A 16346-nucleotide genomic window follows, 5' to 3' on the forward strand; every position below is an offset into this window, starting at 1 on the left:
GGGTATCCGGCAAAGCCGGATCAGGGATGTTGTTGGTGCGTGACGCCACCGCGGAAACGGTCGGCCGCCTGGCGTATGACTTCGGCCAGCAGGTGTTCCTCGCCCTGCTTTTCGCGCAGCCAGCGGGCGTCATTGTCGGCACGCTCCACGCTGTTGCGCAGCAGGTGCAGCGACGCACCGGCACCCATGCCGGTGGCATGGCGTTCAATCTGTGCCATGGTCAGCAGGATGTGCTCGCGCAGCGGCATGTGCCCGCCCGTGGCCGGGTCGACATAGACTGCGTCCAGCCCGAAGCGGCAGGCCTGGAAGCGGTTGTAGGTGTAGACCAGGTAGTCGTCCTCGACCGGCATGAAGGGCTGTTCGTGCATGAACCAGGAGGCCAGTGACTGCACAAAGCCGGCCAGCGCGGTGGCACGCTCCACGGTCAGCGGGGTGTCGAACACGCGGATCTCGATGGTGCCGAACTCCGGCTTGGGCCGGATGTCCCAGTAAAAGTCCTTCATGCTCTTGACCACGCCGGTGCGCGTCATCTTGTCGAAGTACACGGTGAAGTCGTCCCACGTCAGGGCAAACGGTGCACGGCCCGATAGCGGGAAGGCAAACACGGAGTTGAGGCGCGCCGAATCAAACGCTGTGTCTTGCCCCTGCACGTAAGGCGAAGATGCCGACAGGGCAATGAAGTGCGGGATATAGCGCGACATGCGGTGCAGCGTCAGCAGGGCACTGTCGGCGTCGGGGCAGCCCACGTGCACGTGCTGGCCGAAGATCGTGAACTGCTTGGAAAGGTAGCCGTACAGCTCCGACAGTTCGCGAAAGCGCGGTTTGTCGTAAATGCGGCGCTCGTGCCATTGCTGAAACGGATGCGTGCCGCCGCCCACCACCGCAATGTTGAGCTTGTCGGCGCTCTTGACGAGCGCGTCGCGAATCTGCGAAAGCTGGCCCAGCACCTCCGAGGCGTTATGGCACACGCCGGTCGAGATCTCGATCATGCTGGACGTCATCTCCGGCACCACGGCGCCGGGTAGCGGAATTTTGGCCATCAGGCGCAGCATGTCTTCGGCATACGGCGCGAGGTCATAGTCGTGGGTATTGACGAGCTGCAGTTCAAGCTCGACACCCAGCGAGAGGGCTGCGGACTTCTGGAAAGGTTCAAGACTCATGAACAGGTCCTGTTGAAGGGCTGCGTGTGAGCGGCGCCCAGGGTTTGGAGCTTTCGCCCGAGCGGTAGATGGCCACGGTGGCGAGCACGGCACCCAGCACTTCCATCAGCAAGATTGCAGGCAGGGCCACGCTGGCAATCTGACGCCCCGTGGCGCCCGAGGCCGCCGCAAACTGTGAAACCAGCAGCAGCGCCACCGATGACATCGGCGACATCGCGCAGCCGACCCAGAGGGCCTGCTTCCAGCTGGCGCCGCTGCCCACGTTACCGATGGCGACACCGGTAATCTTGGCAACCATGCGGGCCACGACCATGCCGATGACGAGCCCGGCAACAGGCCCGCTCCAGTCTGCTTGCGCGGCGACCACGGAGACCAGCACAAACATCAACATGGTCAGCATCGACGAGGCCGTGCCCATCTGCCGCGGCCATGACCAGGGGCGCGGGTTCAGTTGCTTGAGCAGCATGCCGCCCAGCAGGGCCGCCAGCGGCGCCGAGCCGCCGAAGTGGGCTGCAAGCGCCGCGCCTGTGGCGATCAGTGCCAGCAGCAGGATGGCGGTGTTCTCGCTGGTGGGGCTCATCACTCGCAAGGCGATGCGCAATGTGAGGGCGAGCACAGCGCCGACCACGACGGACAGGCCCAGCACCACCAGCACTGCGTAGAGCGGGCTTGACAGCGCGGCTTCGCCCCGCGGCATCAGGCCGGCGCGGGCGCTGCACAGCGTGAGGGCATACAGGGTGCCCAGCGTTGACAGCACCAGGGCGCGTTCCGTCACCGGTCCGGCGGCACCTGTGTCGATCGCCACACGCGAGAGAACGGCCGGTGATGCGGCCATGGCCAGCAGCGCGAGCGACTCCGCAACGATCTCGCGCACGCCCAGCTTGCTCAGGGCCCAGTGGACAAAAACATAGGTGAGGGCAGATTCAGCCAGGCTTTGCACCAGCACCATGGGGTTGTGGCGAAACCAGCGCAGCGGAATGCGCCCGCCCGCTTCAAACAGCACCACGGCAACGCCCAGCTCCAGCAGGAAAAGCCCGGTGCCCTGCAATGGCCACACGGCGCCGGTAAAACCGGCCAGTCCGGCCAGCCCGCCGACGAGTGAATAGCCGATGACCTTGGGCAGGCCTGTGTAGCGGTTGGCGAGGTGGCCGGCAGCAGCCGCTACCGCCAGCAGAATGGACCATTGCACGGTCGGCAAACCTGCCGACGGCTTGATCCACTCAGCCCATATGGCCAGAATTTCGTTCATACGGGGTTGTCTCCACTGTCGTCAGGACTTCTTCTACAAGCATGCCCTGTGTCTGCGGCATGTTGCGCGTTGAGTGGCCAGCCTTGGCGGCATGAAGCCCGGTGGTGTTCCTGAAAAGAAACGTTGCATTAATTTACAGGCGCCTCGCGGCGGGACCTGTAGGACAAAACCTGAATGTGGCCCCCACGGTCGCGCACTGCGTGTCGCTCCCTGCCCCCCGAGGGGGCCGCCCGCCTGTGGCCCGGCAAAGCCGGTTCCACGGCTCATGCTGGCGTGAAGATTCAGGGCGTATGCAGCGGGGGTATTTCACCAGTGGGGGCCGAGGGTCCGGCTTCGCCGGCCCCAGGCGCCGCCCCCTTGAGGGGGGAACAGGCTACACGAAGTGAGCCTGGACAGGGGGAGCCAGCTTTTAGGGCATGAAGAAGCTGCGCGGGTGGCTGCGCAGGCGTGCCCAGATGGCGATGCGTATGCGGGCCCGGTCCAGGTTGCTCACGTTGTGCGCCTGCAGGGCCAGACGAAACGCCAGGTAAAAACTCACACCGAGGTTGAGCGCGCCTATCAGGGGAATGGCAAGGATGCAGGACCAGATTTGCCAGTGCCGGAATGCTTCGAGCCCGAGAGAGGCGCCGGCCGCCGCCAGTTGTCCGGTTGACAGGGTGACGTGGCGGGCCTGGAGTTCAAGCCCGAAGAAACCGGTGAAGGCCGGTATGAGGCCGAGCATGAAACCCAGTGCGATGTTGGACGCGAAACCCGAAATGTTGTCGCGCATGAAGCCGGACCAGCGCGCAGCGCGCTCGCCGCCCAGCACGGAAGTGATACGCGGGTTGTGGCGCATCGCCGAGTCAAGATGATGCAGTACAAACCAGTTCTCGGTCCAGCCCCCGATCATGCTGGCTGCGAACAGGATGCCGCCGGTGAACCCGGCCCATAGCAGGGCGGGGCCCATCACGGTGAGGGTTTCCAGCACGTGGTGCGCGTCGGCGACGCTGATCATGGGCCGGCCCAGAACGACCTGGATCAGCGTGTTGACGAGCAGCACGGCCGGAACGACCATGAATACATTGCCGCACACCGCCGCAACTTGCGAACGCACCAGGTGTGTCACCTCGTCGACAAACGCTTCAATGGGGCCGGTCGTATCGACCGAACCGATGTCCTTGAGCTTGGCCGCCATCGCCGGTGCGGTCATGGCAGGCTGCTTGGTGGCCAATGTGAAATGCAGCAGCTGGATGACAACAAAGCTGCCGGCATAGACGACGCTGGACCAGAAGCCGCCCCAGAAGGCAGAAAGACCAACGGCGACGACCATGAATTTCAGGAGCGTGGTGAAAGCGGTGATCGCTCCGCCGCCCATGGCCTTGCCCAGCATTTCGCGGTATTCCTCGCGGGTACGGGTGATGTAGGTTTCCCCGGTCTCTGCGCTGCGCTCAGCCATCTTGGCCGACAGCAGCGTGGAGTTGGCGCTGATCAGCGCGCCTATGCTTTTGCTCTCCTGCGCCGTGATGACGCGGCGCGTCAGCAGTTTCAGCGCAGCCATGCCGGGTTTGGCCGAAAGCAGGGCGTCCAGCAGTTCGCGCACGCGCAGGATGCGTTCGCGTAACTGGCGCAGGCGAAACACCATGCCGACGGAGATGCCGTGGTCTTCAAGGTGCACGTAAATGCTGTTGACGGCCTGGCGGCAGGCGTCCAGTCGCTCACGGTACTGTGCGATGGCGGATTGCAGCTGGGCTTCGTTCCGGTCAGGCTTGAAGAACGCGTTGCGCAGCTCGTCAATATCAGCGGGCAGGGCATGGAAGGCCCGGGCGTGTGGCGTGGCGCGGTTCATGCGCAGCCGCAGCTCCGGCGCAAAACCGGTGGCGCGAATCTGCGCAGTGCAATACGTCAGGGCGTCCATCAGGCTGTATTGCCAGTGCAGTGCATCCAGCTTTGGGCTGGCCGACAGCAGCTGCGTCAGGCGGCTGATCTGGGCATCTTCCAGTGCGCCCATCCACTGGGCATCGAAGCGCGTGGGAGCGACCAGCGGGAAAAGCTCCGAAGCATCGGTGGTTTCGGGTGTTCCGGGAAGCAGCTTGCGACGCAGGCGTTCGGCCAGCTCGCTGACAAACGCCGTGCGCGGAGCAAAGCCGAAGTCGGCCAGCAAGGTGGTGATGTCAACGGTCTGCATCAGCGTTTGCCACCAGGCTTGCAGCCGTGTGCGCACTTCGGGCTGCATCTCCACGGCGTCCATCAACGCCTGTACCCGTGACACGGCCGCAGGCACGGAAGTCTGGTCGCCGCGAATCCACTCGAAAAGCTTGATCAGCCAGACATGGCGCTGGGCCAGGTCGGCGTCGGGGTCGAGCGCCTTCAGGAGGGAAGCAAGATCCTTCATCAGCCGGTCAAACCCATCCGTTCAGTGCAGCACCCGGCCGTGCGGGGCGCTGCCGTTGTGTGCTTCCAGAACGAACATGGCAATGGGTACGTCAAAACGTTCGCCATCTTCGGCCACACAAAAATAGCTGCCGTGCATGGTGCCGGTGGGCGTGCGCAGGCGTGATCCGCTGGTGTACTGGAAGGACTCACCCGGCTTGAGCAGCGGCTGGTGGCCCACAACGCCAAGCCCTTTGACCTCCTCGTTGTGACCGTTGGCGTCGCTGATGATCCAGTGGCGGGAAATCAGCTGGGCGGTCACGTCCCCGGTGTTGGTCACCGTGACGGTGTAGGAAAACCCGTAGATGTGGTCTTCCGGGGCCGACTGGTCAGGCTGGTATTGCGGAACGACTTCGCAGGAGAACTGGTATTTGGGCATGGCAGGTAAACGGTTGGCGCCCATGTTAACCGCCTGCCGGGGAGCCTGTCATGCGTGCGGGCATGACGCGGCGGCGGCTTGCTGCGACAATCCCTGCCATGCCTAAAAACACGCCGCCCACCTACCGGATCGCCCCCTCCATTTTGTCCGCCGACTTCGCCCGCCTGGGTGACGAGATCAAGGCCGTGATTGCCGCGGGAGCCGACTGGATCCACTTCGACGTCATGGACAACCACTATGTGCCCAACCTGACGTTTGGACCGATGATTTGCCAGGCGCTCAAGCCCCATGCAAAAAAAGCCGATGGCACGGCCGTGCCGGTGGATGTGCACCTGATGGTGCAGCCCGTCGATGCGCTGGCTGCAGCCTTTGCCGATGCAGGCGCCGACTTCATCAGTTTTCATCCCGAGGCGTCGGGCCACGTGCACCGCAGCGTGCAGGCCATCAAGGCAAAAGGCTGCAAGGCGGGGCTGGTGTTCAATCCGGCTTCTCCGCTGGATGTGCTGGACTGGGTGATTGAGGATATTGATCTCATCCTGATCATGAGCGTCAATCCCGGCTTTGGCGGACAAAGCTTTATTGACTCCGCGCTGCGCAAAATAGAAGATGCGAGAAAACGCATTGACGCTTCGGGAAAAGACATTCGCCTGGAAGTCGATGGGGGCATCAAGACCGACAATATCGCGCGCGTGGCATCGGCCGGTGCCGATACCTTTGTCGCGGGCAGTGCGATTTTCGGGAAACCCGACTACAGGGCGGTGATTGACGCCATGCGGGTGGAGCTGGTGAAATAAGGCAGACTGCAACGATGCAGACCCCTGTCTCCCATATCTCTCTGCCCGAAAACCGGTAGGGCCGCAACTGGCCCGGCATTCATGGAAGAGCCGCATCATGACTGAACCTGTGAAGCCGCTGGTTGGTGAGGCGCCCTCCGCGCGGAGGGCCCGCATCCTGGTGGTGGACGATACCGAGGACATACGTTATTTCCTCGCGACGCTGCTGCAGGACCGGTATGAGGTGATTGCCGCTGCGTCGGGCGAGGAGGGCCTGCAGGCGGCAATTTCGGGGGTACGCCCAGAGATCATCCTGCTGGATGTGATGATGCCCGGCATGGACGGCTACGAGGTGATGCGGCAACTGGCAGGCGATCCGCGCACGGCTGATATCCCGGTGATCTTCCTGACGGCGCTTGCCAGCGTGGAGGAGGAGCAATATGGGCTGGACCTGGGGGCCACCGACTACATCACCAAGCCCGTCAGCCCGCCCATCCTGTTGGCGCGCGTCAGGATGCATCTTGAACGCAGCGCGAATGCCAAGCGCCTGAAGACCCTGTCAGAACAACTGTCGCGTTACCTGGCACCGCAGGTCTACCAGTCCCTCTTTGACGGGTCGCGCCAGGCCGAAATCGAGACGCAGCGCAAATGGCTTACGGTGTTTTTTTCGGACATCAAGAACTTCACCGAATCGACCGGTAAATGGCAGCCCGAAGAAGTTACGTTCCTGCTGAACAGCTATTTTGAAGAGATGTCGCAAATCGCGGCCGACTATGGCGCCACGCTGGACAAATTCATTGGCGATGCCATCGTGATTTTTTTCGGGGACCCGCACACCCTTGGCCGGCAGCAGGATGCCGTGCAGTGCGTCCGGATGGCGGTGGCCATGCTGGTGCGGCTTGACGAGCTCCAGGTGCGGTGGAAAACGATGGGCATCGACAAGGCGTTTGAAATACGCATCGGCATTCATTCCGGGTTTTGCGATGTCGGAAATTTCGGCAGCAAGCTGCGCATGGACTACACCATCATTGGCCGGGAGGTGAACCTTGCCGCGCGGCTTGAGCAGGCCGCAGAGCCCGGCCAGATGCTGATCTCCCGTGAAACCCATGCACTGGTCCAGGCGGAAATCCAGGCCGAAGCGCGGCCTGCCGTCACGGCCAAGGGATTTGCGGAGCCCATTCCGGTTTATGCTGTGCTGAAACCGGCGCGCTTGCCGCAGGCTGTTGCGACAGCGACCCCGCCAACGTTGCAGCCGCCGCCGCGGGATACCGTCAAAACGCCGGGTACGGGAATTCCCATGGCGGATGCCGCAGACGCCACGTTGCCTGAGAGCATTGCCGGCCTGGATCTCAGCGTCGGCCTGACCCGCGCAATGGGGATGAAGGGGTTCTACCTGTCGATGCTGCGCCGCTACCTCGACGGCCGACGGGATACTCCCCGGCACATTCGCGAAGCGCTGGATGCGGGCGACCTGAAGAATGCCGAACTGCTCAGCCATTCCCTGCGGGGCGTTTCGGCCCAGATCGGCGCCATTAGCGTGCCGGCGGATGCGGCTGCGCTTGAGCAGGCCATCAATGAGGGCCTGCCGCGCAAAAGTCTGGATGAATTGTTGGGGAAACTGGAGTTATCCCTGGGCGAGCTGATTGCCGCGCTGCAGTCAGGGTTACCACCGACGGATCCGGCCCCCACAGGCCCTTAGCGAGCGATCCATGAGGGGCCGGGCCTGCAGGTGTATCGTTTCCTTACATCGCAAGCCACTAGAATCAGAATGCATTCAGGCTCATGCCACGACTGTTACCCGTTACCCGCGAAAGGACATCCACAGTGCATCCAAACAACGTATATGCGGTTACACCCAAAGGTCAACAGGAACTGCGCAGTGCCGCCACTTCGATTTCGCAGCCTGAGATTGAATTGCTGGTGCGCCTTGATGGCATTCTGACGGTTGCGCAGATCCGGCAGAGCATGGGTGAAGCAGGCAGTGCCACAGTAGACGGCACGCTCGATCTGCTCTATGCCAAGGGGCTTGTGGAAATGGTTCAGCCCGATCCGTTTGCGGCCTCGCTTCAACTCCACCTCAGCCCGTTGGCCCTGACAGCGGCGGGCGCGGAAGCCGACTCCTGTGCGGCCACGCTCAAGAAGTCCAATTACTATGTGCGTATTGCGCGCAAACGCGGAGCACCCCGTGCCCGCGCAGCTGGCGAGCGCCTGTCAGTCGTTATCGTGGACGACGAGGAGCACCTCGCCAAATTCCTGCAAAGTTATCTGACGTTCGAGGGGTTCGACGTTCGCACGGCCGGTTCCCGTGCCGAAATCGTGGCGGAATTTCGCAAGCAGCCGATTCCCGATCTGGTGCTTCTGGACGTGATGCTTCCGGATGCGGACGGCTTCGACATCCTGCTGCGGATTCGCTCCCATCCCGTGCTCAAGGACGTTCCGGTCATCATGCTGACCGCCAAGGCAACGCGGGAGTCCGTGCTGAAGGGCCTGGCGGGTGGTGCCGACGGGTATGTCACCAAGCCTGTAGAGACGGAATCACTGATTCAGGCAGTCCGCACCGTGCTGGGCACCCAATAGCGCGCCTTTGCGGCGAACAGGCCTGAAGAAGCTCCAAGCGCCATGAAAATGCCCTTTCGCTCAAGCACCAACGTGGCCCTGTGTGCCGGAATGGTGCTGATCGCCCTGAGTATTGCGGCATCCTATGTCACCATCAATTCGCTGATCAGCGATGCGCAGAGTGAAAGCGAAGCGCGGGAAAAGGCGCTCGTTCTCCAGCGCGTGGTTTCTGGATTCAAGGCGACGGAATCCCTGCAGCGGCGTTATTTGCTGACCAATGCCTCCAGCGACCTGGCTGACTACCGGCAGTCCCTTGCACAGATCCAGCAGGCGCTCGAAAGCATGCGGCCTAGCCAGGATGTTGTCACCTCCGTTGCAGATTGGCTTGCACTGAAAGATGCGATCACGCGAACGGTCGGCTTGATGGAACAGACCGTCACGGCACGCCAGCAATCCGGTCTGGAAGCCGCTATAGCCATCGTGGGTGGCCCCCTGAACCGCCAGCTCCACGATGAAATCGAGATACTGGTTGGCCGTATCAAGGGGGGTGAAGAATCAGCCCTTGAACGCACCAAGGCCGAAACCCGCCAGACTGCTCAAACCGTCAAGCAGCTGATTCTGATGGGCGGGCTGCTGTCGCTCAGCATATTTGGCTGGGCGATCCAGAGGATTCTCCGGACGCAGGAAAAGCGCCGCCGTGCTGAGGCGCAGCTTTTGGACAGCGAAGCCATGAGCCGGGCCGTGACCGAGAGCATGGCCGAAGGGCTGGTCACGGCAACGGGGGAAGGCCTGATCGTCCACGCGAACAGCGCAGCGCGTCATCTTTTTGGTTACCGGCTCGAAGACCTGGTTGGCCAGGAAGTCACCATGCTGCTGCCGACGCGGTACCGCATGGGGTTTAGCGCCTTTTTCTCCGGGCTGGGCGGCCGCCAGCGCGGCTTCCGGGAGTGGGACGTCAAGATCCTGGGCCAGCGCCACGACGGGACCGAATTCCCCGTCAATGTGTCCTTTGGCGATGTCAATGTGAGCGGAAAGCGACTTTTCACGGCCATCATTCACGACATCTCCGAGAGCGTGCGCATTACCGAGGCTCTTCGCAACAGCGAGGAACAATTGCGCCAGCTGACCGATACCGTTCCGGCCCTGATTGCCTATATCGACGGAGGGCAGCGCTTTCAATTCCACAACCGCGCCTACGAAGAAGCGTTTGGTTTGAAAGCCGAACAAATCGAGAACCGGCCGATGCAGGAAGTGCTGGGAGCCGAGCTGTATGACCAGGTCAGGGTGCATGTACGCGAAGCGCTTTCCGGTTACTCGGTGCGTCATGAGTTCGAGTATGTGACAGCCGGCGGTGACCGCCGCGAGTACGTCATGAACTACTTTCCCCGATATGGGGAAGGTGATGAGCAGGACATGGTCATCGGGTTTTCCTCGCTTGGGACGGACGTCACCGAGCTCAAGCGTATCGACCGCATGAAAACCGAATTTGTTTCAACCGTCAGCCATGAGCTGCGCACGCCGCTGACGTCAATACGCGGGTCACTGGGACTGGTATGGGGCGGTGTGGCCGGCGAAATTCCGGAAAAAGCCAAAAACCTCGTAGGTATTGCCCAAAGCAATTGCGAGCGGCTGATCCGGCTGATCAATGACATTCTCGACAGCGAGAAAATCGAATCAGGGAAGATGCGTTTCGAGCTGCAGGCGCAGGAGCTTGAGCCATTGCTGGAGCGGGCCCTGGCAGATAACGAGGGCTTTGCCGCTCAGCACGGCGTCAAGCTGGCCCTGCACAAAGCCGAAAATTCCCTGCAGGTTTGCGTTGACAGCGACCGGTTGATCCAGGTGGTGACCAACCTGTTGTCCAATGCCATCAAGTTTTCTCCTCCGGAGGGGACGGTCGATGTGACTGTGCGCAAGCGTGGCCGTCGCGCCCGGGTGGAGATCTCCGATAAGGGCCCCGGGATTCCCGACGAATTCCGGCAGCGCATTTTCCAGAAGTTCTCGCAGGCCGACTCCTCCGACACCCGCCAGAAAGGCGGGACTGGACTTGGCCTGAGCATTTCCAAAGCCATTCTTGAGCGCATGGAAGGCAACATCGGTTTCACGACCGAGAGCAATGCGGGAACCACGTTTTACTTTGATTTGCCCGAATGGCGCGAAGCACCCCCTGTCACCGCACCGGTGGGGCTGTATGCACGTCCCCGCGTGCTGGTGTGCGAGGACGACCCGGATGTCGCCAAGCTTATCGGCATGATCATGGACAAGGGCGGGTACGACGCGGACATGGCGCATACCGCGGACCAGGCACGCGACTACCTCAAGATGGAGACGTATGCCGCCATGACGATGGATATCAAGCTGCCTTATGAAAACGGCCTCACCGTTGTTCGTGAGCTGCGCGCCAACAAGCGCACCGCCACGCTACCGGTGCTGGTCTTGTCGGTTATCGCTGCAGAGGCCCGGCAGCATGCCGAAAACCAGTCGCTCGGCGTCTCGGAGTGGCTTGAAAAGCCGCTGGATGAGCAGCGCTTGCTGAAGTGCATCAAGCGCGCCATCAAAAGCCGCTCCAACGGGAAACGCGGGGGCGTTCTTTGATGGCACCGGCGCTGTGCCGTCTGGACTGCGATCTGGAATGAGGAAATAAGTACCTGCAAATCGAGGCTTTGAGCGGTTAATGCGGATTTTGCGGAGATGAGGTTCCGCCGGTGTTGTTGCAGTCCTCACCCCTCAGTATCTGGTCCGGCAGAAATTCGTCATTTGTCACCGGGCTTGGCCATGAGAGAGAGATCATCTCCAGTCTGCCCACCAAAGCCCCGCTTCGCAAGCTGCATCAGCAGCCGCCGGCCCTTGGCATCCGTCGTCCGCCAGGCAATGCGGGCGAGTTCGATAAAAGCGTTTTCTGCAGGATTGATTGCGTCTCCGCCGTGATCCGTATCCATCCAGCCTTTTGGCTTTCCGGACTTGCTCTCGATCTGCGCGGCTGCTGCATCGCCGATGTTCCGCGCGGTGCCCTTTGCGTCACCCTTGAACTGGCTCAGTCCCCCTGCGCTGAGGCCAAGTTGTCTGGCGATGCGGCCCAACATGCCGACAGGTGATTCGCCGGTGGCCAACTCCTTCTCGCTGAACTCCCGAATGATGATCAGCAGGTTGTTGCGCCGGTTTCTATTGACGTTCTCGGAGTCCATGTGACGTGGTTGCAACAATCCAGATTATTTTGCATCGACCCGTTGACGATGGTGTAAAAAGATTTTACATTACCTTTCATCGCTACTTTGGCATCAACCCTTTCCACACACTCATCATGAAACCGATAGCCGCCAACGCAAGAAACAACCCCCCCGTCTGGGGCGGTGCTGCCGTGCGTCGCCGTGACGTTCATCTGGGCCAATGTCGTGGGCTGAGTTCTTTTGCGTTGTCCATTTTGCGGACCGCCATGTCCAAGCAGAACCACGAGGATTCCACACAACCGGGAGAAGGAGACGCCTGAGCGTACCTTCTAAATCTCTGACATCCAGAGGCCCGGTATCCGCAAGGAACCGGGCCTTTTTGTTTTTCCCTGACGGTGATCGTGCCGTCGATGCGCTTCAAGCGCGGGAGTCTTTAAAAATTTGCAGCGGGACAGCAGCCAAACACTGGATGGCAGCGAGTCCCGCAAAAATTGCGGACATAGCTCAGTAGGTAGAGCGTGAGCCTTCCAGGCTCAATGTCGTCGGTTCGAAGCCGTCTGTCCGCTCCATTTCGGGTGTGCCTGTTTCACGTCACCTGCGCGAGACCGAGGAGACGGTCTGGTGGCGTGTGTGCTGGCAGCCGGGGTTCATGGCCCCGGAAATGCAGTGCAGTGGGAGACCCCGGTTCGGCTTCATGCCGGCCGCTCACATGCAGGTACAGCCGAAATGGATTCAGTTTTTAGCCCGCGTAGCTCAGTCGATGGAGCGGTAAGGCAGCCGCCTTGTAAGCAGCAGGTCGGCCGTTCAAATCGCGACCGTGGGCGCCAGGGTATTTGTCACGTTCGTCTAGTGGCTCAGGACACAAGATTTTCATTCTTGTAGACAGGGGTTCGAATCCCCTACGTGACGCCAATTCCAGCGCTGGCAGCCAGGTAATTGGCTGGCAGCTGTTCAGTAAAGAAGCGCAGTGCTCGCAAGAGCGTAGTGCGGAAACCGGCCTCAAAGATAGGGTGGCACCGGAACTCGTAACCGGGAATTTTTGGAAGATTGGCCGAGAGGTTCAAGGCACTCGCTTGCTAAGCGAGAGCCCATGAAAGTGGGCTCATGGGTTCGAATCCCCTATCTTCCGCCATCTCTTTGATGGGCCGTTCGCCAAGCTGGTCCAAGGCATCGGGTTTTGATCCCGACATTTCGGTGGTTCGAATCCATCACGGCCTGCCATTTTTTCGGGTTGCATAGCTCAGTGGTAGAGCAGCGGGCTCATAACCCGCCGGTCGTTGGCTCGGTCCCAACTGCAACCACCACCTGCATCACCCAAGCCATTTGCGCGCATAGCTCAGCGGGACTCAGAGCGCGACCCTCCGAAGGTCGAGGCTGGCAGTTCGAGTCTGCCTGCGTGCAGCAGCAATAACCCAAATAGATTTTTCTCGCGTTAGCTCAGTCCGGAATCAGAGCATCTGCCTACGAAGCAGAGGGTCGGAAGTTCAAATCTTTCACGCGAGGCCATTCAGTTTTCATTCAGCTCGATTCAATCCGTGTGTGGCGCAGTTGGTAGCGCGCGTGCTTTGGGAGCATGAGGTCGCAGGTTCGAGACCTGCTACATGGACCATCTTCATTCCGGTCTTCTTCATTCTTTTGGTCTGTTAGCTCAGCTGGTAGAGCACTTCCCTGTCCAGGATGTGGTCACGGGTTCGATTCCCGTACAGGCCGCCACCATTCATGCCGTGCTACCTCGGTCGATGGATCGATAACCCCATGCGCCGGATCGAATCCGGGCTGGACACCAGATAAATGCTCAAGTGGCGGAATCGGAAGACGCGCCTGCTTCAAAACCAGGTCTTTTGGGAGTTCGAGTCTCCCCTTGAGTACCAGAACAGTTTTCAGCCCCGGTGGTGGAATGGGAAGACACACTGGCCTTAGAAGCCAGCGCTTTCGGGCATGCCGGTTCGATGCCGGCCTGGGGCACCATTTTTTTTTATTTTTCGAAGGGTCGAAGGTGCCGGCATCAAAACCGTCCTGCGGCTCCGGACTCACGTTTCCTACGGGTGTGTAGCTCAACCAGGCAGAGTAGCGGCCTCCAAAGCCGAAGGTTAGAAGTTCGATTCTTCTCGCGCCCGCCAGCGATTTCCGGCGGTGTACCCCAGTGGTCGAAGGGAGCGGATTGCAAATCCGCCTGCGTCAGCACGCGTCAGTTCGAATCTGACCACCGCCTCCATCTCATTGCTTTCAGCGCCTGTAGCTCAGCCAGGAAAGAGCGCTGGGCTTCTACCCCAGTTTGTCGGCCGTTCGAATCGGCCCAGGCGCGCCACATTCCCCGTTCAACCAACCTCAAGGAGATTTGCCATGACAGCCAGAAACACAGCGGCCTCCAGGAGGATGGCCAAACGGACGACCACACCCCGCAACCGCATTGTTCGTGCCCTGCTGCGCGGTATCGCCGCCGCCGGCAGCGCGCGGCATCGTCATGCCTTGGAGAAGCGAGGGCATGCACAAGATGACCGTGACCTGGATCAGCGTGTCCGCGAATGCGGCGAGTGGTGAGCCCACCTGATTTCCCGCCTCCCTTATTCCACGATAGCTCAGCTGGTAGAGCGCGCGACTGTTAATCGCGTCGTCCCTGGTTCGACCCCAGGTCGTGGAGCCAATTTTTTTTCATAGCCGCATAGCTCAGTGGTAGAGCAGTGCCTTGATAAGGCACAGGTCGCTGGTTCGATGCCGGCTGCGGCTACCAGTTTCTTTTTTTTCGGTGCAAGTGGCGCAGTTGGCAGCGCAGCGGGATGTGACCCCGCGGGTCACCGGTTCGAGTCCGGTCTTGCACCCCACTCCAATGCGGGCATAGCTCAGAGGCAGAGCAACCGGCTTTTAACCGGTAGGTCGAGATTTCGAAATTCTCTGTCCGCACCATTCGTCATTCAGCGCTTCGTTGTTCAGCTCTTTAGCTCAGCAGGTAGAGCAGCGCCCTTACAAGGCGATGGTCGGGAGTTCGATCCTCTCAAGAGCTACCAAATTCATTCATTTCACCTTACAGGAGGCCACGATGCATCACGTTCTGCAGCTCGACATCCAGGGGACGCCCCAAGCCTGGATCACGGCTGAAGATGCGGCGTTGCACTATGCCACCGGTACCGTGGCGTGGGAGGAGGGTGACAGCCCCCTCGCCACGCTTCGCGGTGGGTGGAATGTGGCGCGTGGCCGGCAATCGCTGATGGTCATTCAGCCCATCATTGCCCTGCGCGGTTCGCCGCGGCGCAACCTGTTTGAGGTCACGCCGGCCGTGTCGAAACCCAAGCTGTTGCGCCGGGACCGCTGCACCTGCGCCTACTGCGCTCAGATCTTCCTCGAAAAAGATCTCGAAGCCGAGCACATCATTCCCGACAGCAAGGGTGGAGCCTACAGCTGGACCAACCTGGTCAGTGCATGCCGGTCGTGCAACGCACGCAAAGGCGCCCGCACCCCCGAGCAGGCTGGAATGCCGCTGGTCTACTTGCCTTACGTTCCGTCGCTGTGGGAAGACTTCCTGCTGCGCGGCCGCAATGTACGGGCCGACGTCCATGAGTGGCTGGCCGCCCGGCTGCCCAAGGGATCCAGGCTGAATTGAGTTCAGCAGCCGAAGCGGCGCGTCGCGAAAGTGGTGCGCCGCTTTTTTATTCCTGATAGTTCCCTGGATCATCGGCATGCTGTCCAGCATGCCTGTGCGCGGCCCACGGCCGCCGCCATATGGCAGGATCGGCCCGGACTCACGGCTGCAGAAGACAACAGGCTATCTGCCTTTAAGATCAACCCGATGAGGTACTGGCGGTGACTGGTCTTGGGGAGAATTCCTGTGCCAGGAATGACTCATCCGTATCATCAGTTCGGGCTGCTATCTGTTTTGAGCGTTACTGCCTTGTATTGAACCCTAATGATTTTTGACAACGACCGTTTTGACGCTGCCATCATCGACCTGGACGGCACCATGGTCGATACCCTGGGCGACTTTGTGGCTGCCCTCAACCTGATGCTGGCTGAAATGCTGCCGGGCCACCTGCCGGCGTTTGCGCTTGATGCTGCAGCAGTGGAGCGCATGGTTGGAAAAGGCTCGGAGCATCTCGTCAGGACCACGCTGAAATATGTCCAGGAGAAGATGGGCATTGCGCTGGCAGCTATCGATTTAATAGCGCTTTACGATGCGGCCTACGTCGCTTACCAACGGCATTACACCCGCATCAATGGCCGGCACTCTGCGGTTTATCCGGGTGTCCTGGAAGGCTTGCATGTGTTGCAGCAGGACGGACTGCGGCTTGCCTGCCTGACCAACAAACCCCTGGCGTTTGCCCGCGAACTGCTCAAGCTCAAAGGCCTCGACGGCTTTTTTACCCAGGTTTTTGGCGGGGATTCATTCGAGCGCAAAAAGCCAGATCCGCTGCCCTTGCAGAGAACCTGCGAATGCCTCGGCACTTCGCCTGCCCGCACGCTGATGATCGGCGACTCCAGCAACGATGCCCGGGCCGCCCGGGCCGCGGGCTGTCCGGTGTTGCTGGTGACGTATGGGTATAACCATGGCGAGCCGGTTCGCGCTGTGGACGCCGATGGCTTCATTGACTCGCTGGCGGAGCTGCGGTTCCAGAAATGACAACGGGGCTTGCGCCCCGTTGAGAGAGTGTGACTTGCGCCGCT

Annotated in this window: 12 protein-coding genes and 19 tRNA genes; 26 read left to right on the top strand and 5 right to left on the bottom strand. The window is 60.8% G+C overall.

Features of this window, described 5'->3' with window-relative positions; all coding sequences use genetic code 11:
- Window positions 1–20: 20 nt before the first annotated feature.
- The 4 genes from AC1DZE_RS20670 to apaG all read right to left on the bottom strand — a co-directional run bounded on the left by AC1DZE_RS20670 (window position 21) and on the right by apaG (window position 5197).
- Window positions 21–1160: a YbdK family carboxylate-amine ligase gene (locus tag AC1DZE_RS20670; RefSeq protein ID WP_457282305.1), complete on the bottom strand. Its 1140-nt coding sequence runs from the start codon at window positions 1158–1160 to the stop codon at window positions 21–23.
- Window positions 1150–2409, bottom strand: a complete 1260-nt coding sequence (locus AC1DZE_RS20675; RefSeq protein WP_477700495.1) for a cation:proton antiporter — start codon at window positions 2407–2409, stop codon at window positions 1150–1152. Before AC1DZE_RS20675 ends, AC1DZE_RS20670 begins: the two co-directional genes overlap by 11 nt.
- A 409-nt stretch (window positions 2410–2818) precedes the next feature.
- Window positions 2819–4780: a site-specific recombinase gene (locus AC1DZE_RS20680; RefSeq protein ID WP_457282303.1), complete on the bottom strand. Its 1962-nt coding sequence runs from the start codon at window positions 4778–4780 to the stop codon at window positions 2819–2821.
- 21 nt (window positions 4781–4801) lie between these two features.
- On the bottom strand, window positions 4802–5197 hold the full coding sequence (apaG, locus tag AC1DZE_RS20685) for a Co2+/Mg2+ efflux protein ApaG (protein WP_457282449.1): 396 nt from the start codon (window positions 5195–5197) through the stop codon (window positions 4802–4804).
- A gap of 98 nt (window positions 5198–5295) precedes the next feature.
- On the opposite strand from apaG, the gene rpe reads away from it, so the two are divergent.
- The 4 genes from rpe (at window position 5296) to AC1DZE_RS20705 (ending at window position 11118) form a co-directional block, all read left to right on the top strand.
- On the top strand, window positions 5296–5991 hold the full coding sequence (gene rpe, locus AC1DZE_RS20690) for a ribulose-phosphate 3-epimerase (protein ID WP_457282302.1): 696 nt from the start codon (window positions 5296–5298) through the stop codon (window positions 5989–5991).
- Window positions 5992–6088: 97 nt separating this feature from the next.
- Window positions 6089–7669, top strand: a complete 1581-nt coding sequence (locus AC1DZE_RS20695) for an adenylate/guanylate cyclase domain-containing protein (RefSeq protein ID WP_477672037.1) — start codon at window positions 6089–6091, stop codon at window positions 7667–7669.
- A gap of 83 nt (window positions 7670–7752) precedes the next feature.
- Entirely contained in the window at window positions 7753–8547 is a 795-nt protein-coding gene (locus tag AC1DZE_RS20700) for a response regulator (RefSeq protein ID WP_477700496.1), read from the top strand.
- Between the two features lie 42 nt (window positions 8548–8589).
- A complete protein-coding gene (locus tag AC1DZE_RS20705; protein WP_477700497.1) occupies window positions 8590–11118 on the top strand; it encodes a PAS domain S-box protein in 2529 nt (842 codons plus the stop codon).
- 158 nt (window positions 11119–11276) lie between these two features.
- Here AC1DZE_RS20705 and AC1DZE_RS20710 read toward each other — a convergent pair whose 3' ends face one another.
- On the bottom strand, window positions 11277–11708 hold the full coding sequence (locus AC1DZE_RS20710) for a hypothetical protein (protein WP_477670720.1): 432 nt from the start codon (window positions 11706–11708) through the stop codon (window positions 11277–11279).
- Between the two features lie 475 nt (window positions 11709–12183).
- Between AC1DZE_RS20710 and AC1DZE_RS20715 the strand changes: the two genes are divergently transcribed.
- The 22 genes from AC1DZE_RS20715 (at window position 12184) to gph (ending at window position 16302) form a co-directional block, all read left to right on the top strand.
- Window positions 12184–12259, top strand: a tRNA-Gly gene (locus AC1DZE_RS20715).
- Window positions 12260–12525: 266 nt separating this feature from the next.
- Window positions 12526–12602: transfer RNA gene (locus tag AC1DZE_RS20720), tRNA-Glu, on the top strand.
- Window positions 12603–12731: 129 nt separating this feature from the next.
- Window positions 12732–12822, top strand: a tRNA-Ser gene (locus AC1DZE_RS20725).
- 10 nt (window positions 12823–12832) lie between these two features.
- Window positions 12833–12911, top strand: a tRNA-Gln gene (locus AC1DZE_RS20730).
- Between the two features lie 8 nt (window positions 12912–12919).
- A tRNA-Ile gene (locus tag AC1DZE_RS20735) sits at window positions 12920–12994 on the top strand.
- 21 nt (window positions 12995–13015) lie between these two features.
- Window positions 13016–13091: transfer RNA gene (locus AC1DZE_RS20740), tRNA-Arg, on the top strand.
- Between the two features lie 25 nt (window positions 13092–13116).
- Window positions 13117–13196: transfer RNA gene (locus tag AC1DZE_RS20745), tRNA-Arg, on the top strand.
- 27 nt (window positions 13197–13223) lie between these two features.
- A tRNA-Pro gene (locus AC1DZE_RS20750) sits at window positions 13224–13299 on the top strand.
- A 28-nt stretch (window positions 13300–13327) separates the two neighbouring features.
- Window positions 13328–13403: transfer RNA gene (locus tag AC1DZE_RS20755), tRNA-Asp, on the top strand.
- A gap of 80 nt (window positions 13404–13483) precedes the next feature.
- Window positions 13484–13561 (top strand) — tRNA-Leu (locus AC1DZE_RS20760).
- A gap of 12 nt (window positions 13562–13573) precedes the next feature.
- A tRNA-Leu gene (locus AC1DZE_RS20765) sits at window positions 13574–13658 on the top strand.
- Between the two features lie 75 nt (window positions 13659–13733).
- Window positions 13734–13810: transfer RNA gene (locus AC1DZE_RS20770), tRNA-Trp, on the top strand.
- Between the two features lie 9 nt (window positions 13811–13819).
- Window positions 13820–13905: transfer RNA gene (locus AC1DZE_RS20775), tRNA-Cys, on the top strand.
- A 14-nt stretch (window positions 13906–13919) separates the two neighbouring features.
- A tRNA-Arg gene (locus AC1DZE_RS20780) sits at window positions 13920–13998 on the top strand.
- 35 nt (window positions 13999–14033) lie between these two features.
- On the top strand, window positions 14034–14231 hold the full coding sequence (locus AC1DZE_RS20785) for a hypothetical protein (RefSeq protein WP_477670721.1): 198 nt from the start codon (window positions 14034–14036) through the stop codon (window positions 14229–14231).
- 27 nt (window positions 14232–14258) lie between these two features.
- Window positions 14259–14334 (top strand) — tRNA-Asn (locus tag AC1DZE_RS20790).
- Window positions 14335–14346: 12 nt separating this feature from the next.
- Window positions 14347–14421, top strand: a tRNA-Ile gene (locus AC1DZE_RS20795).
- Between the two features lie 15 nt (window positions 14422–14436).
- Window positions 14437–14512: transfer RNA gene (locus tag AC1DZE_RS20800), tRNA-His, on the top strand.
- A 7-nt stretch (window positions 14513–14519) separates the two neighbouring features.
- Window positions 14520–14594, top strand: a tRNA-Lys gene (locus tag AC1DZE_RS20805).
- A gap of 25 nt (window positions 14595–14619) precedes the next feature.
- Window positions 14620–14695: transfer RNA gene (locus AC1DZE_RS20810), tRNA-Val, on the top strand.
- A 32-nt stretch (window positions 14696–14727) separates the two neighbouring features.
- Window positions 14728–15288, top strand: coding sequence for an HNH endonuclease (locus AC1DZE_RS20815; protein ID WP_477673913.1), 561 nt, complete (start codon window positions 14728–14730; stop codon window positions 15286–15288).
- A 303-nt stretch (window positions 15289–15591) separates the two neighbouring features.
- The gene (gene gph / locus AC1DZE_RS20820; RefSeq protein WP_477700498.1) at window positions 15592–16302 is read left to right on the top strand and encodes a phosphoglycolate phosphatase; all 711 of its coding nucleotides are present in this window, start codon (window positions 15592–15594) and stop codon (window positions 16300–16302) included.
- Window positions 16303–16346 lie beyond the last annotated feature (44 nt).

The sequence above is a fragment of the Polaromonas sp. P1_F1 genome (assembly GCF_056405795.1).

Coding starts and splice junctions, on each gene's coding strand:
- AC1DZE_RS20815 (WP_477673913.1), top strand. CDS start 14,728: ATGCATCACGTTCTGCAGCTCGACATCCAGGGGACGCCCCAAGCCTGG.
- AC1DZE_RS20695 (WP_477672037.1), top strand. CDS start 6,089: ATGACTGAACCTGTGAAGCCGCTGGTTGGTGAGGCGCCCTCCGCGCGG.
- AC1DZE_RS20710 (WP_477670720.1), bottom strand. CDS start 11,708: ATGGACTCCGAGAACGTCAATAGAAACCGGCGCAACAACCTGCTGATC.
- AC1DZE_RS20705 (WP_477700497.1), top strand. CDS start 8,590: ATGAAAATGCCCTTTCGCTCAAGCACCAACGTGGCCCTGTGTGCCGGA.
- rpe (WP_457282302.1), top strand. CDS start 5,296: ATGCCTAAAAACACGCCGCCCACCTACCGGATCGCCCCCTCCATTTTG.
- AC1DZE_RS20785 (WP_477670721.1), top strand. CDS start 14,034: ATGACAGCCAGAAACACAGCGGCCTCCAGGAGGATGGCCAAACGGACG.
- AC1DZE_RS20680 (WP_457282303.1), bottom strand. CDS start 4,780: ATGAAGGATCTTGCTTCCCTCCTGAAGGCGCTCGACCCCGACGCCGAC.
- apaG (WP_457282449.1), bottom strand. CDS start 5,197: ATGCCCAAATACCAGTTCTCCTGCGAAGTCGTTCCGCAATACCAGCCT.
- gph (WP_477700498.1), top strand. CDS start 15,592: ATGATTTTTGACAACGACCGTTTTGACGCTGCCATCATCGACCTGGAC.
- AC1DZE_RS20700 (WP_477700496.1), top strand. CDS start 7,753: ATGCCACGACTGTTACCCGTTACCCGCGAAAGGACATCCACAGTGCAT.
- AC1DZE_RS20670 (WP_457282305.1), bottom strand. CDS start 1,160: ATGAGTCTTGAACCTTTCCAGAAGTCCGCAGCCCTCTCGCTGGGTGTC.
- AC1DZE_RS20675 (WP_477700495.1), bottom strand. CDS start 2,409: ATGAACGAAATTCTGGCCATATGGGCTGAGTGGATCAAGCCGTCGGCA.